Below are 14,839 nucleotides of genomic sequence, written 5' to 3'. Positions count from 1 at the left end.
GTGTTCTCCTCGGTTTTCTACTTCTGGGGTTCGGTGGCACGCGCCCCGACGGTGCGCAGTGCCAGGTCGGCGTAGAAGTCGCCGATGCGATCGGGGGTGATCTCGCCGCCGTCGTGGTACCAGCGGCCGATGTCGATGCCGCTGGAGAGCACCGCGATCGTCGCCATCCGTGGATCGGGCGTGTCGAAGGAGCCGTCGGCGACGCCCGCGTCGACGATCGCGCGCACGCGCCGGGTGATCTCGCGGCGCAGGCCGCCGATCTCGGACCGGTGCTCCTCGGTGAGGGCGTCCAGCTCGTAGTTCACGACGCGCACGCTCGTGTGCGACGAGGCGTGATGCGTCGTGAACGCCCGCATCGTGGCGGCGAGCCGCGCGGCGGGGGAGTCGGAGGCGTCGTCCACGGCGTCGATCGCGTCGATGATGCGCTGATGCCCGACGCGCGAGAGCTGGTGCAGCAGTTGTTCCTTGGACTTGTAGTGCACGTACACGGCGGCGGGGCTCATCCCGGCCGCGGCGGCTATGTCGCGGGTGGTGGTGCCGTGGAAGCCGCGTTCGGCGAAGGCCTCCGCGGCCGCTGCGAGCAGCCGCGCGCGAGTGGCGTCCGCGCGGGACGGTGCTTCGGGTTCGGTCATCGGTTCCCTTCCGGCGGTACCGCGATGGAAGAACATCGGCGCGGTGACTCTACTGTGAACGGGACCACAGCGAACGGTCCATTGACGACCGGCTCTCAGTGGTGCAGAGTAAATGGTACACCGCTAAGCGAGCGCTTAGTTAGTAATGGTTCAACTCGGAGGTCATTCCCATGCCCGAAGCAGTCATCGTCTCCACCGCCCGATCGCCCATCGGGCGCGCAGCGAAGGGCTCGCTCAAGGAGGCCCGGCCCGACGACCTCTCGGTCCAGATGGTGCAGGCCGCGCTGGCCAAGGTGCCCGGGCTCGACCCTCGCGAGATCGACGACCTCATGTTCGGCTGCGGCCAGCCGGCCGGCGAGTCGGGCTTCAACATCGCCCGGGTGATCGCCGTCGAGGCCGGCCTCGACCATCTTCCGGGAGTCACCGTCAACCGTTACTGCAGCTCGAGCCTGCAGACCACCCGTATGGCCTTCCACGCCATCAAGGCGGGGGAGGGTGACGTGTTCATCTCCGGCGGTGTCGAGACCGTGAGCCGCTACATCAAGGGCAATGCCGACGGCCTGCCCGACACCAAGAACCCGCTCTTCGCCGACGCCGAGGCGCGCACCGCGACGTTCGCGGAGGGCGGTCGGACCTGGGTCGATCCGCGCGAGTCCGGCACCCTTCCGGACGTCTACATCGCGATGGGCCAGACCGCCGAGAACGTCGCGCAGTTCAAGAACGTCAGCCGCCGCGACCAGGACGAGTGGGGTGTCCGCAGCCAGAACCGTGCCGAGGCCGCCATCGCCTCGGGCTTCTGGGAGAAGGACATCACCCCGGTCACCCTCGCCGACGGCACCGTCGTCGCCAAGGACGACGGTCCGCGTGCCGGTGTCACCTACGAGGGCATCGCCGGTCTGAAGCCGGTCTTCCGCCCGGACGGCACCGTCACCGCCGGCAACTGCTGCCCGCTCAACGACGGCGCCGCCGCCGTGGTGATCATGTCCGACACGAAGGCCAAGGCCCTCGGTCTGACGCCGCTCGCGCGCATCGTCTCGACCGGCGTCACCGGCCTCTCGCCCGAGATCATGGGTCTGGGCCCCGTCGAGGCGTCGAAGCAGGCCCTTCAGCGCGCGGGCCTCTCCATCGACGACATCGACCTCATGGAGGTCAACGAGGCCTTCGCGGCCCAGGTGATCCCGTCGGTGCGCGACCTCGGCATCGACCCCGACAAGGTCAACGTCAACGGCGGTGCCATCGCCGTCGGCCATCCCTTCGGCATGACGGGCGCCCGCATCACCAGCACGCTCATCAATTCGCTGCAGTGGCACGACAAGCAGTTCGGCCTCGAGACCATGTGCGTCGGCGGCGGCCAGGGCATGGCGATGGTCATCGAGCGGCTCAGCTGACTCGCGGCCCGGTCGTTCCGGAGCGGCTCGCACGTCCTCGACGTGCGGGCCGCTCCGTCGTTTCCGGGGTGTACGGGTTCCCGTGTCCGTACTGTGAGGAGCGTCACAGAGGTTCGCGGGTCCAACGGGTCGTCACACGACGGTATGTGTCGTAGGCTACAAACTAAGCGAGCGCTTAGTCAGTTTGAACGGAAGGTGTAGAGTATGACCCGATTCGCCGGGAAGACCGCGATCGTCACGGGAGCGAGCCGCGGCATCGGTCTCGCCATCGCGCAGCGGCTGGTGGCCGACGGCGCGAAGGTCGTCATCACGGCCCGCAAGCAGGAGGCGCTCGACGCCGCCGTCGCGGAGCTGGGCGGGGCCGAGGTGGCCGTGGCCGTCGCGGGCTCGGGGGACGACGAGGCGCACCAGGACCGGGCGATCGCCACGGCGATCGACACCTTCGGCAGCGCCGACTTCTTCGTCAACAACACCGGCATCAATCCGGTCTACGGCCCGCTCATGGAGCTCGATCCCGCGGCCGCCCGCAAGATCTTCGAGGTCAACGTGCTCTCCACGCTGTCCTGGACCAAGAAGGTGTACGCCGCCTGGCAGAAGGAGCACGGCGGCGCGATCGTCAACGTCGGCTCCGTCGCCGGCCTGCGCCCCGCGCCCGGCATCGCCTTCTACGGCGTCTCCAAGGCCGCGGTGATCCACCTCACCGAAGAGCTCGCCGTCGAGCTCGGCCCGGACATCCGCGTGAACGCGGTCGCCCCGGCCGTGGTCAAGACCCGCTTCGCCACCGCCCTGTACGAGGGCCGCGAGGAGGAGGTCTCCGCCGCCTACCCCCTCAAGCGTCTCGGTGTTCCGGACGACATCGGCTCGGTCGTCGCCTTCCTGCTCTCCGATGACGCCGCCTGGATGACCGGTCAGACGCTCACCGTCGACGGTGGCGTCCTGCTCACCGGCGGGGTGTAGGCAGTGCCCGGCTTCGAACCGAAGGACAAGGGCGTCGTCGTCACGGGCGCCGGCAACGGCATCGGCGCCGCGCTCGCCCGCGAGCTCGCCGCGCGCGGTGCCCGCGTCGTCGTCGCCGACCTCGATGCCGACGGTGCCGCGCGGACCGTCGACCGGATCGCCGCCGCGGGTGGCATCGCGTACGCGGCCCCCGGCGACGCCGCCTCCGAGGAGGGCGTGGCCGCGCTCGTCGCGACCGCGCGCCGCGAACTCGGCGCGATCGACGCCTGGTACGCCAACGCCGGCGTCGATCGCGGCCGTGGCCTCGACACCCCCGAGTCCGAGTGGGCATTGTCGCTCGACGTCAACGTGATGGCGCACGTGCGCGCCGCCCGCCTGCTCGTCCCCGGGTGGCTCGAGTCCGGCGGCGGCCGGTTCGTCGTGACCGCGTCCGCGGCGGGACTGCTCACGATGCTCGGCGCGCCCGCGTACTCGGTGACCAAGCACGCCGCCGTCGCCTTCGCCGAATGGCTCTCCGCGACCTACCGGCACCGCGGCGTGGTCGTCCAGGCGATCTGCCCGCAGGGCGTGAAGACCGGCATGCTCGAGCGCTCCGGCGAACTGGAGGAGCTGCTCAGCCGCGACTCCGCGCTCACGCCCGAACAGGTCGCGACCACCGCCGCCGACGCGCTCGCCGGCGACGAGTTCCTGATCCTCCCGCACCCCGAGGTGGCGGGCTACTACTCCGTCCGCGCGACGGCGACCGACAAGTGGCTGCACGGCATGAACAAGCTGCAGCAGCGACTCGAGACGAAGGAGGGCGACCGATGAGGGCCTGGCAGGTGCAGGAGCTGGGGGAGCCGCTCGCGGTGCTCCGCGAGGTCGACGCCCCGACGCCCGACCCGGGGCCCGGACAGCTCACCGTCCGCACGCTCGCGACCGCGGCGAACTTCCCCGACGTGCTCATGTGCCGCGGCCTGTACCAGGTCAAGCCGGACCTGCCGTTCACGCCCGGTGTCGAGCTGTGCGGCGAGGTCGTCGCCGTCGGTGAGGGCGTCGACGGCTTCTCGGTGGGGCAACGCGTTCTGGGCGGGTCCGCGCTCCCGCACGGCGGGTTCGCCGAGTACGCGGTCCTGAACGCGGCGCAGGCCTTCCCCGCGCCGGCGTCGCTCGACGATGCGCAGGCCTCGTCGCTGTTCATCGGCTACCAGACGGGCTGGTTCGGGCTGCACCGCCGCGCGCACCTGCGGGCCGGCGAGACGCTGCTGGTGCACGCCGCCGCCGGCGGCGTGGGCAGCGCGGCCGTCCAGCTCGGCAAGGCCGCCGGCGCGAAGGTCATCGGCGTGGTCGGCGGTCCGGAGAAGGCCGAGGTCGCTCGCGCTCTCGGCGCCGACGTCGTGGTCGACCGCCGCACCGAGGACTTCGTCGAGGTGGTCAAGGCCGAGACCGGTGGCCGCGGTGCCGACGTGGTCTACGACCCGGTCGGCGGCGAGACGTACAAGCGGTCCACCAAGTGCATCGCCTTCGAGGGCCGGATCCTCGTGGTCGGCTTCGCCGGTGGCACCATCCAGGAGGTCGCCCTCAATCACGCTCTGATCAAGAACTACTCGATCGTCGGCCTGCACTGGGGCCTCTACAACGCCTTCGACCCGGCTGCGGTACAGCAGTGCCACACGGAGCTCACGGCCCTCGCCGATCAGGGGCTCGTGAATCCGCTGGTCAGCGAGAGGCTCGCCTTCGATGCCGTGCCGGACGGCCTGCAGCGTCTCGGCGACGGCACGACGGTGGGCCGCGTGGTCTACCAGGCGGCGCAGTGACGGCGGCCGCAGCGGCCGAGACCCGGGTCGACGCGGTGCTCTTCGACTACGGCGGCGTCCTCACCGCGCCGATGCGGCACAGCATCGAAGCGTGGATCGCCGAGGAGGGCATCGAACCGGAGAGCTTCACCGCAACCCTCAAGGCCTGGCTGGGCCGCGACGCGGAGGCGGGCAGCCCGATCCACCGGCTCGAAACCGGGGAACTCCCGGAGGCCGAGTTCGACGCCGTGTTCGCCGCGGCGCTGCGCACCCGGACAGGCGCGCCCGTCGACCCCGACGGCGTGCTCCGCCGGATGTTCGCCCGGATCCAGGAGGACCCGGCGATGTGGCGGCTGGCCGCCGACCTGCGTGCGGCGGGCGTACCGGTGGCGATCGTCTCGAACAGCTGGGGTGGCGGGAATCTGTACCCGCGTGAGCGTCTCGCGGCGCTGTTCGCGCCGGTGATCATCTCGGAGGAGGTGGGACTGCGCAAGCCGGACCCCGCCATCTTCCGGCTCGCCCTCGAGCGGCTCGGTGTGCGCCCCGAGCGCGCCGCCTTCATCGACGACGCGACACCGAACGTCGACGGTGCCGCCGCTCTCGGCATCCACGCCATCCATCACATCGATGCGGGCACCACCCGCGCGGCGCTGCGCGGGCTCGTCCCCGCGCTCGCCGAGACCCCCATCCACCTCTGAAGGAGAATCACCATGACCCAGCGCATCGCCATCGTGACCGGAGCCGCCCGCGGCATCGGCGCCGAGGTGGCCCGCCGCCTCGCCTCCGACGGGCACGCCGTCGCCGTCCTCGACCTCGACGAGGCCGCCTGCCAGGTGGTCGCCGACGAGATCACCGCCGCGGGCGGCCGCGCCATCGGCGTGGGCGTGGACGTCTCCGACGAGGAGAAGGTCGAGGCGGCCGTCACCCGCGTCGCGGAGGAACTCGGGCCCCCGACCATCCTGATCAACAACGCCGGCATCATCCGAGACAACCTGCTGTTCAAGATGACCGTCTCCGACTGGGACGCCGTGATGGGCGTGCACCTGCGCGGCGCCTTCCTGATGTCACGCGAGGTGCAGAAGTACCAGACCCAGGAGAAGTGGGGTCGCATCGTCAACCTGTCGTCGACCTCGGCGCTGGGCAACCGCGGCCAGGCGAACTACTCGGCGGCGAAGGCCGGCATGCAGGGCTTCACCAAGACCCTCGCGCTCGAGCTGGGGCGGTTCGGCGTCACCGCGAACGCGATCGCCCCCGGCTTCATCGCGACGGACATGACCGCCGCGACGGCCGAGCGGATCGGGATCTCTTTCGAGGACTTCAAGACCGCCGCCGCCAAGGAGATCCCGGTGCAGCGGGTCGGCCTGCCCGCCGACATCGCGCACACCGCGAGCTTCTTCGCCAGCGAGGGCGCCGGATTCGTCTCCGGACAGGTGGTCTACGTGGCCGGCGGGCCCAAGGACTAGGACCGGACCGGGTTCGGAGAGAGGAAGTTCGACGATGCGGGTACTCAACGGGCTCGAGGAGCTGCAGGCGGCCGTGGGGGAGCACCTCGGCTACAGCGACTGGGTCGAGATCGACCAGAAGCGGATCGACCTGTTCGCGGAGGCCACGGGCGATCACCAGTGGATCCATGTGGATCCGGAGAAGGCCAAGGCCGGGCCGTTCGGCTCGACCATCGCGCACGGTTACCTCACCCTGTCGCTCATCCCCATGCTGGTGTGGCAGATCTACACCGTCGAGGGCACGAAGATGGGGGTCAACTACGGCAGCAACAAGGTCCGCTTCCCGTCGCCGGTGCCGGTCGGCTCCCGGGTCCGAGCCGGAGTCGAACTGGTCTCGGTCATCCCGGGCGCAGGCGGCCAGCAGGTCGTCGCGCGGGTCACCATCGAGCGCGAGGGCTCCGACCGCCCCGCATGCGTCGCCGAAACCGTCTCCGTGGTGGTCTTCTGATGGCGGAGCAGCACCCGGGTCTCGACCTCGACGTCCTCGGGACGTGGCTTCCGCAGCACCTCCAGGGGGCGGGGTCGCAGCTCGAGGCCGTCCTCATCGCGGGCGGGAAGTCCAACCTCACCTATCGGATCACGGACGGCGAGTCGTCCTGGATCCTGCGTCGGCCCCCGGTCGGCAAGCTCCTGCCGTCCGCGCACGACATGGGTCGGGAGTACCGGATGATGTCGGCGCTGGGCGGCACCGCGGTCCCCGTCCCGGTGATGTACGCCTACTGCGACGACCCGGAGGTACTCGGTGCCCCGTTCTACGTGATGAGCGAGATCGACGGTGTGCCCTACCGCCGGGCGACGGAGCTCGAGGCGCTGGGCGCGGACCGCACCCGCGCCATCTCCGAACGACTCGTCGACACGCTCGTCGACCTGCATCACGTGGACCCGGCGAGCGTCGGCCTCGGCGATTTCGGCCGGCCGGAGGGCTTCCTGGGGCGACAGGTGCAGCGCTGGCGCAAGCAGTTCGCCGCCGCGCACACCCGGGACCTCCCGAAGGTCGACGAGCTGTACGCCGCGCTGGAGGCCCGGGTACCCGCGGATTCGGCGCCCGGCATCGTGCACGGCGACTACCGCCTCGACAACGTGCTGGTCTCGCCGCAGGACCGCCCCGCGGCCGTCGTCGACTGGGAACTCGCCACGATCGGCGACTCCCTCACGGACCTCGCCCTCATGCTCGTGTACGGCAGGCTGGCGAAGGTCTCCGCCGGCACCGTCAGCGACGTGAGCGAAGCGCCCGGCTTCCTCGACGAGCAGCAGATCATCGACCGATACGCCGCCGGATCCGACCGGGACCTCGGCGATTTCGGCTTCTACATCGCCCTCTCCTGCTTCAAGCTGGCAGGCATCGTCGAGGGCATCCACTACCGCTACGTCAACGGCCAGACCGTCGGCGAGGGCTTCGCGGAGGCGGGGGAGGCAGTGAATCCGCTGCTCGACGCCGGCCTCGACGCACTGAAGGAGAACTGACATGGATTTCGCGTACGACGCCAGGACCACGGAGTTGATCGGACAGGTCAACGACTTCATGGACAGTCACGTCTATCCGGCGGAGGAGACCTTCCACCGGCAGTTGTCGGAGCTGGACGACCGCTGGGCGTGGGACAGCGTCCCCGTCCTGCACGAACTGCGCGCCGAGGCGCGTAGCCGCGGCTTCTGGAACTTCTTCCTCCCCGGCGCGAACGGTGCCGGGCTGACCAACCTGCAGTACGCGCCGCTCGCCGAGATCTCGGGTCGTAGCCTGCATCTGGCGCCCGCGGTGTTCAACTGCGCCGCACCGGACACGGGGAACATGGAGGTGCTCAACGAGTTCGGCACCGCGGAGCAGAAGGAGCGGTGGCTCACGCCGCTGCTGAACGGTGAGATCCGTTCCGCCTTCGCCATGACCGAGCCCGACGTCGCCAGCTCCGACGCCACCAACATCGGCCTGTCGATCGTCCGCGACGGTGACGACTACGTGATCAACGGCCGCAAGTGGTGGATCACGGGCGCCATGAACCCCAACTGCAAGATCTTCATCGTCATGGGCAAGACCGCCCCCGATGCGGAGCGCCACCGCCAGCAGTCGCAGATCCTCGTGCCGCGGGACACCCCCGGCCTCGAGGTGCTGCGCGGCATGGAGGTCTTCGGCTACGACGACCACAGCCACGGCGGCCACGCGGAGCTTCGGTTCACCGACGTGCGCGTGCCGGCGAGCAATCTCATCGCGGAGGAGGGCGACGGCTTCGCGATCGCGCAGGCCCGCCTCGGGCCCGGCCGCATCCATCACTGCATGCGCTCGATCGGCGTGGCCGAGCGCGCGGTCGAGCTGATGTGCGACCGGGTGTCGGGGCGCATCGCATTCGGCAAGCCGCTGTCCGAGCAGGGCGTGATCCGCGACTGGATCGCCGAGTCGCGCGTCCGGATCGAGCAGCTGCGCCTGCTGGTGCTCAAGACCGCGTGGCTCATGGACACGGTGGGGAACCGCGGTGCGCACACCGAGATCCAGGCGATCAAGATCGCCACCCCGCAGACGGTCCAGTGGATCCTGGACAAGGCGATCCAGGCCCACGGTGCCGGCGGCCTGTCCCAGGACTTCCCGCTGGCCGAGTACTACGCGGGGATCCGCACGCTGCGCTTCGCCGACGGTCCGGACGAGGTGCACAAGAACTCGCTCGCCCGCGCCGAGCTCAAGAAGCGGGCGGCGGCGAAGTGACGGCGCCGGGCCCGGAGGAGCTCGCCCGGCGCGTCGACGACTTCCTCGCGGCGTACCCGCCCGCCACGACCGACCCGCTCGAGTTCCTCCGCGCCCGGTACGACGCGGGTCTCGCCTGGGTCGCCTATCCCGAGGGCCGCGGCGGCCTGGGCCTGTCGCGATCGCTGCAGCAGGCCGTCGATGCCCGCTTCGCCGCCGCGGGCGCGCCCGACAATCGCAGTCGTGTCAACGGGATCGGGCTCGGGATGGCGGCGCCGACGATCCTCGCCTTCGGTACGCAGGAGCAGATCGACCGATTCCTGCGCCCGCTGTGGACCGGCGAGGAGATCTGGTGCCAGCTGTTCAGCGAGCCCGGCGCCGGATCCGACCTGGCGGGCCTGGCGACCCGCGCCGTTCGCGACGGGGACGACTGGGTGGTAACGGGGCAGAAGGTGTGGACCTCGGGCGCGCACAACGCGCAGTGGGCGATCCTCGTGGCCCGGACCGATCCCGAGCAGCCGAAGCACAAGGGGCTCACGTACTTCCTGTGCGACATGTCGGACCCGGGTATCGACGTGCGGCCACTGCGACAGATCACCGGGGAGGCCGAGTTCAACGAGGTCTTCCTCGAGGGCGTGCGCATCCCCGACGCTCACCGCCTGGGCGCGGTCGGCCAGGGCTGGCAGGTCGCCAACGCGACTCTCAACAACGAGCGGGTCGCGATCGGCGGCCGCGCGTCGCAGCGCGAGGACGGCATGATCGGTGTCGTCGCGAGGACCTGGCGCGACCGGCCCGAGCTGCGCACGCCGGACCTCCACGACGACCTGCTCCGCCTCTGGGTGGACAGCGAGGTCGCCCGGGTCACGGCCCTGCGCCTCGGGCAGAAGCTCGCCTCCGGGCAGCCCGGCCCCGAGGGCGCGGCGATGAAGCTGTCCTTCGCCCGCCTCAACCAGAAGCTCTCCGGCCTCGAGCTGGAACTGCTCGGCGAGGATGGACTGCGGTACGGCGACTGGACGATGGTCCGCCCCGACCGGGTGGACTTCTACGGTCGCGACGCCGGGTACCGCTACCTGCGCGCCAAGGGCAATTCGATCGAGGGCGGGACCTCGGAGATCCTCAAGAACATCGTGGCGGAGCGCGTGCTGGGCCTCCCGCCGGAACACCGGGTCGACAAGGACCTGCCGTGGAAGGACGTGCCGAAGTGAGCTTCACCCCACAGCTGCTCAGCAGCGACATCGAGGACGACCTCCGCGCCGCCGTCCGCGACCTGCTCGACCGGCGCGTGGCACCGTCGGACCTGATCGCCGCCTACGACGGCGCTCCGGCCCCCGGATTGCAGGCGGAGCTCGCGGAGATGGGCGTGACGGGCCTACTGGTCCCCGAGGAACTGGGCGGCGCCGGGGCGGGCGCTGCGGTCGCGGGCGTCGTCGCCGAGGAACTCGGCTCCGCCTGCGCGGCGGGGGACTTCCTCACGTCGTCGATCGCGGCGTCGGTCGCGGTCGCGGCCGGCGCGCGCGACCTCGCCGGGCAGCTGGCGGCGGGCGCACGGACGGCCGCGCTCGTCGTTCCCTTCTCCGTCGATCCACACGGACCGCTGGCGGGCTTTCCGGTGGCGGGGGACACGATCACCGCACGATCGGTGGCGGGCGCGCTCGGCGCGGACGTGCTGTTGGCGCTCGGAGACGACGGCGCCCTTTACGAGTTCGCAGCCACGGAGGTCCGGATCGACCCCGTGTCGTCGCTGGACATGACCCGGCAGGTGGCGGACGTGACGTTCGACGGTGCCCGGGGCGCGGTGCTCGCCGCCGACGGTGCCGCCGCGGTCCGTGCGGGCCTGCTCACCGGCACCGCGCTGCTCGCCGCCGAGCAGGCGGGCGTGGCGCGCTGGTGCGTCGCCAGCACCGTCGAGTACCTGAAGCAGCGCAAGCAGTTCGGGCGCGTCGTGGGCGGCTTCCAGGCGCTCAAGCATCGCCTGGCGGAGCTGTACGCCGACGCGGAGTCCGCCGCCGCGGCGGCGCGTTCGGCGACCGTGACGCTGGCCGAGCTGGGGCCGGAGGAGTCGGACACGGTGATCGCCGTGTCCGTGGCGGCCGCGTACTGCTCCGACCTCGCCGTCCGCGCGGCCGAGGAGGCGGTGCAACTGCACGGCGGCATCGGCATGACCTGGGAGGCGCCGGTGCACCTGTACCTCAAGCGCGCCAAAGCGGACCAGATCGGTTTCGGCACACCGGGGCGGCACCGCGCCGCGCTCGCGGGGCTGATCGACCTGCCCGCCTGAGAAACACCGCGCCCCGGCGCATCGAGAACGGAAGAAGGAACCATGGGAGTCGTCCACACCGTCACCGGAGACGTCGACGCCGCCGAGCTCGGCGTCACGCTCATGCACGAGCACGTCTTCGTGCTCACGCCGGACATCCAGCAGAACTATCCGGAGGACTTCGGCGACGAGGACGCCCGCGTGGACGACGCCGTCGCCCAGCTGCAGAAGGCCCACGACGCAGGCGTGCGCACCATCGTCGATCCGACGGTGGTCGGCCTGGGCCGCTACATCCCCAGGATCCAGCGGATCGCCGAGCGCACACCCGTGCGGATCGTCGCGGCCACGGGTGTCTACACGTACCGCGACGTGCCGCGGTACTTCATGTACCGGGGGCCGGCGCTCACCGCGATGACGGGGATCGACTTCCCGGATCCCATGACGGACATGTTCATCCGCGACATCACCGAGGGCATCGGGGAGACCGGGGTCAAGGCGGGGATGCTCAAGTGCGCCATCGACCACCACGGACTCACCGACGGCGTGGAGCGGGTGATGCGTGCGGTCGCCAAGGCGCACAACGCCACCGGTGTGCCGATCACCGTGCACACCCACCCGGGCGCGGAGACCGGTCTGCTGGTCGAGCGGGTGATGTGCGACGAGGAGGGCGTCGACCCGAGCCGGATCGTGCTGGGGCACAGCGGTGACTCCACCGACGTCGAGCATCTGTCGTCGCTCGCCGACGCCGGCTTCACGCTGGGCTTCGACCGGTTCGGCATCAACCTCGAGACCACGTTCGAGGCGCGCAACGAGACGCTCATCGAGATGGTTCGGCGCGGCTACGCCGAGAAGATCGTGCTCTCCCAGGACGCCTCCTGCTACATCGACTGGATCGACCCGAACGTCAAGGCGGGCATGACCCAGTGGCACTACACGCACGTCTTCGAGGACGTCTTCCCGTACGTGCTCGAGCGCGGCGTCACGCAGGCACAGATCGACACCATGCTCGTCGACGTGCCCCGACGCGTGCTGGCAGGGGAGGCGTAGATGACCTTCAACCTCGCGACGATGCTGCGGGAGTCGGCGTCGGCGGATCCCACTGCGTCCCTGGTCTTCGCCGGCGACGCCGAGCTGAGCTACCGCACCGTCGACGTCGAATCGGGGCGGCTCGCAGCCGGCCTGCTCGCGGCCGGACTCACGCCCGGCGACAAGGTGGCGGTGCAGTTGCCCAACCTGCCGCAGTTCGTCATCGCCTACTTCGGCATCCTCAAGGCGGGCCTGACGATGGTCCCGCTGAACCCGCTGTTCACCGCGCGCGAGGTCGAGTACCACCTCACCGACAGCGATGCGCGGCTCTTCATCACGTCCGCGTTCTCGCTGGCGGGGGCCCTCGACGGTGCTCGGGCCGCCGGGGTCACGGAGGTCGCGGTGGTCGGCGGCGAGGCTCCCGCCGGGACCCGCGTCTTCGACGCGTTGCTGGGCGAGGACACCGGGGAGATCCATCCGACGGACGCCGACGACACCGCCGTCCTGCTCTACACGTCGGGGACCACGGGACGCCCCAAGGGGGCCGAGCTCACCCACTTCGAGCTGTACATGAACTGCACCATCGCCCCGCAGCTCTTCGGCATGCGGGCGGACGACGTGGGCCTCGGTGCATTGCCGTTGTTCCACGTCTTCGGCCTCTCGAGCGTGCTCAACGCCGCCGTGCGGTACGGCGCGTCGGTGGCGCTGCTGCCGCGGTTCGACGCGGAGGCGGCGGTGGACCTCATCGAGCGTCGAAAGGTGACCGTGCTCTCCGGCGTGCCGACGATGTACGTCGCGCTGCTCGGTGTCGACACGACCGGCCGCGACGTCTCGAGCCTCCGCGCCGCCGTGTCGGGTGGTGCGTCGATCCCGGGCGGTGTGATCCGCGCGTTCGAGGAGAAGTTCCCGGGCCTGGCGATCCTCGAGGGCTACGGCCTCTCGGAGACCGCGTCGACCGCGACGTTCAACATCAGTGCCGAGCAGCGCAAGGTGCTGTCCATCGGCAAGCCCATCTGGGGTGTCGAGATGCGCGCCGTCGACCCCGACGGTGCCGAACTCCCGCCCGGCGAGGCGAACGTCGGCGAGATCGTGGTGCGCGGACACAACGTGATGAAGGGCTACTACAAGCGTCCCGATGCGACCGCGGAGGCGATCCGCAACGGCTGGCTGCACACCGGCGACCTCGGCTACCGCGACGAGGACGGATACTTCTTCATCGTCGACCGGCTCAAGGACCTCATCGTCCGCGGCGGCTACAACGTCTACCCGCGTGAGGTCGAGGAGGTCCTGTACGCGCACCCCGATGTCGTCGAGGCGGCGGTGGTGGGCCGGCCCGATGACCGGCTGGGGGAGGAGGTGGTGGCGCACGTGGTGCTGCGCCCCGGCTCCTCGCTCGACGAGGAGGGGCTGTCGGCGTACGCCAGGGAGCACCTCGCGGCGTACAAGTACCCGCGGGCCTACTACCTGCGTCCCGAACTGCCCAAGGGGGCCACCGGGAAGATCCTCAAACGCGAACTGCGCGGGTAGCCCCGCCCGGCGGCGCGCTCCCCGCGGGGAGCCCGCGTCCCCGGCCGGAGCTGGTGCCCCCGCTGCAGCGGTTGGTGGGACACCGATTCGTGACGGGGACACCAGCGCCCTGCTGGGAGCTGTCCACAGGCAGGGCGGCCGGCCTCAGCCGATGATGCGGTCGATGAACGCGAGGAGCTCGGCGGTCACGTCGTCACGGGTCTCCGGCTCGTTGTGCACCTCGTGCCGAACGCCCGGGTAGACGCGCGTGCGCACGGCGGGATGACCGGTGGAGACGAGAGCGTTCGCCACGTGGTAGGCGCCCTCGCCGTAGTTGGTCACCGGGTCCTGGTCTCCCGCGAGGATCAGCACGGGTGTCTCCGGCCGGAGGGCGGCGTAGAAGGCCGCGCCGTTCGCGGCGTCGTAGAGCTCGATGAAGCCCCGGAGGAACCGGGCCGACAGTGGCGCTCCGAAGTTGTTGAACGGGTCGCGCGCGTGGTCGCGGACGACCGCCGTATCGCGGGCGACCCAATCCGTCGGGCCGGCGCCGTCGCCGAACCGCGAGACGAAACCGTCGAAGAGTTCCGCCACGTAGTGCTCGGGCGCAGGGCCGGCCTGATCGGGCTCCGCGGCGAGCGCTGCGCGGTCGACGACCCCGTCGAGCCCCGCGATCTGCGCGGCGATCCCGCACAACGCCAGGCCGTCGATGCCGTCCGGCTCCGCGATGGCGAGCCCACGCGCGATCATCGAGCCCATCGAATGCCCGAACGCGATGTACGGAAGGCCGGGGTGCAGCTCCCGGACCGTGGACCGCAGCGCGGCGGCGTCGGCGACCAGGACGCGCGCGGCGTCGTCACCCGCGTCGCCCCACACGCCCGAGCTCATCGCGGTGGCGCCGTGGCCGGCGTGGTCCTCCGCGGCCACGACGACGCCGGCGTCGAGCAGGGCCGTGATCAGGCGCAGGTAGCGGCGCGAATGCTCGCCGAGGCCGTGGATCACCTGGACGATCGCGCGGGGCTGGCGCACGGGCGTGTAGATCCAGGCGCGCACGGTGTCGCGGCCGTTGGCGGACGGGAAATCGGGTTCGAGGAGTGCCATGGGCTCTTTGTACGTGATGGTGGCCCCGGC

Annotated in this window: 15 protein-coding genes; 13 read left to right on the top strand and 2 right to left on the bottom strand. The window is 70.7% G+C overall.

The features are described 5' to 3' along the window. Nucleotides 1-17: 17 nt before the first annotated feature. Nucleotides 18-632 (bottom strand): TetR-type transcription factor C-terminal domain-containing protein, encoded by a 615-nt coding sequence (locus ELY19_RS21025; protein WP_126198217.1) that lies wholly within the window; start codon nucleotides 630-632, stop codon nucleotides 18-20. A 170-nt stretch (nucleotides 633-802) separates the two neighbouring features. On the opposite strand from ELY19_RS21025, the gene ELY19_RS21020 reads away from it, so the two are divergent. The 13 genes from ELY19_RS21020 (at nucleotide 803) to ELY19_RS20960 (ending at nucleotide 13,732) form a co-directional block, all read left to right on the top strand. Then, a complete protein-coding gene (locus ELY19_RS21020; RefSeq protein ID WP_126198216.1) occupies nucleotides 803-2,020 on the top strand; it encodes an acetyl-CoA C-acetyltransferase in 1,218 nt (405 codons plus the stop codon). Nucleotides 2,021-2,224: 204 nt separating this feature from the next. After that, nucleotides 2,225-2,977 (top strand): SDR family oxidoreductase, encoded by a 753-nt coding sequence (locus ELY19_RS21015; RefSeq protein WP_126198215.1) that lies wholly within the window; start codon nucleotides 2,225-2,227, stop codon nucleotides 2,975-2,977. Between the two features lie 3 nt (nucleotides 2,978-2,980). After that, nucleotides 2,981-3,787: an SDR family NAD(P)-dependent oxidoreductase gene (locus tag ELY19_RS21010; RefSeq protein WP_126198214.1), complete on the top strand. Its 807-nt coding sequence runs from the start codon at nucleotides 2,981-2,983 to the stop codon at nucleotides 3,785-3,787. Continuing rightward, entirely contained in the window at nucleotides 3,784-4,773 is a 990-nt protein-coding gene (locus tag ELY19_RS21005) for an NADPH:quinone oxidoreductase family protein (protein ID WP_126198213.1), read from the top strand. Before ELY19_RS21010 ends, ELY19_RS21005 begins: the two co-directional genes overlap by 4 nt. Then, nucleotides 4,770-5,450 carry an HAD family hydrolase gene (locus tag ELY19_RS21000; protein WP_227967002.1) on the top strand — a complete coding sequence of 227 codons (681 nt, stop codon included), beginning with the start codon at nucleotides 4,770-4,772 and terminating at the stop codon, nucleotides 5,448-5,450. The genes ELY19_RS21005 and ELY19_RS21000 overlap by 4 nt, the downstream gene beginning before the upstream one ends. Before the next feature lie 12 nt (nucleotides 5,451-5,462). Beyond that, nucleotides 5,463-6,215: an SDR family oxidoreductase gene (locus ELY19_RS20995; RefSeq protein ID WP_126198212.1), complete on the top strand. Its 753-nt coding sequence runs from the start codon at nucleotides 5,463-5,465 to the stop codon at nucleotides 6,213-6,215. Nucleotides 6,216-6,249: 34 nt separating this feature from the next. Then, a complete protein-coding gene (locus tag ELY19_RS20990) occupies nucleotides 6,250-6,702 on the top strand; it encodes a MaoC family dehydratase (protein WP_126198211.1) in 453 nt (150 codons plus the stop codon). Beyond that, entirely contained in the window at nucleotides 6,702-7,718 is a 1,017-nt protein-coding gene (locus ELY19_RS20985) for a phosphotransferase family protein (protein WP_126198210.1), read from the top strand. Before ELY19_RS20990 ends, ELY19_RS20985 begins: the two co-directional genes overlap by 1 nt. A gap of 1 nt (nucleotide 7,719) precedes the next feature. Then, nucleotides 7,720-8,943, top strand: coding sequence for an acyl-CoA dehydrogenase family protein (locus ELY19_RS20980; RefSeq protein ID WP_126198209.1), 1,224 nt, complete (start codon nucleotides 7,720-7,722; stop codon nucleotides 8,941-8,943). After that, nucleotides 8,940-10,127, top strand: a complete 1,188-nt coding sequence (locus ELY19_RS20975; protein WP_126198208.1) for an acyl-CoA dehydrogenase family protein — start codon at nucleotides 8,940-8,942, stop codon at nucleotides 10,125-10,127. Before ELY19_RS20980 ends, ELY19_RS20975 begins: the two co-directional genes overlap by 4 nt. Further along, on the top strand, nucleotides 10,124-11,200 hold the full coding sequence (locus tag ELY19_RS20970) for an acyl-CoA dehydrogenase family protein (RefSeq protein WP_126198207.1): 1,077 nt from the start codon (nucleotides 10,124-10,126) through the stop codon (nucleotides 11,198-11,200). The genes ELY19_RS20975 and ELY19_RS20970 overlap by 4 nt, the downstream gene beginning before the upstream one ends. A gap of 42 nt (nucleotides 11,201-11,242) precedes the next feature. Continuing rightward, nucleotides 11,243-12,226 (top strand): phosphotriesterase family protein, encoded by a 984-nt coding sequence (locus ELY19_RS20965; RefSeq protein ID WP_126198206.1) that lies wholly within the window; start codon nucleotides 11,243-11,245, stop codon nucleotides 12,224-12,226. Beyond that, nucleotides 12,227-13,732, top strand: coding sequence for a long-chain-fatty-acid--CoA ligase (locus ELY19_RS20960; RefSeq protein ID WP_126198205.1), 1,506 nt, complete (start codon nucleotides 12,227-12,229; stop codon nucleotides 13,730-13,732). It abuts the gene before it with no gap. Between the two features lie 144 nt (nucleotides 13,733-13,876). Here ELY19_RS20960 and ELY19_RS20955 read toward each other — a convergent pair whose 3' ends face one another. Then, nucleotides 13,877-14,809, bottom strand: coding sequence for an alpha/beta fold hydrolase (locus tag ELY19_RS20955; RefSeq protein WP_126198204.1), 933 nt, complete (start codon nucleotides 14,807-14,809; stop codon nucleotides 13,877-13,879). Nucleotides 14,810-14,839 lie beyond the last annotated feature (30 nt).

This window comes from Tsukamurella paurometabola (assembly GCF_900631615.1).
Lineage (GTDB): Bacteria > Actinomycetota > Actinomycetes > Mycobacteriales > Mycobacteriaceae > Tsukamurella > Tsukamurella paurometabola_A.
This window is presented reverse-complemented; position numbering and strand designations above follow the sequence as displayed.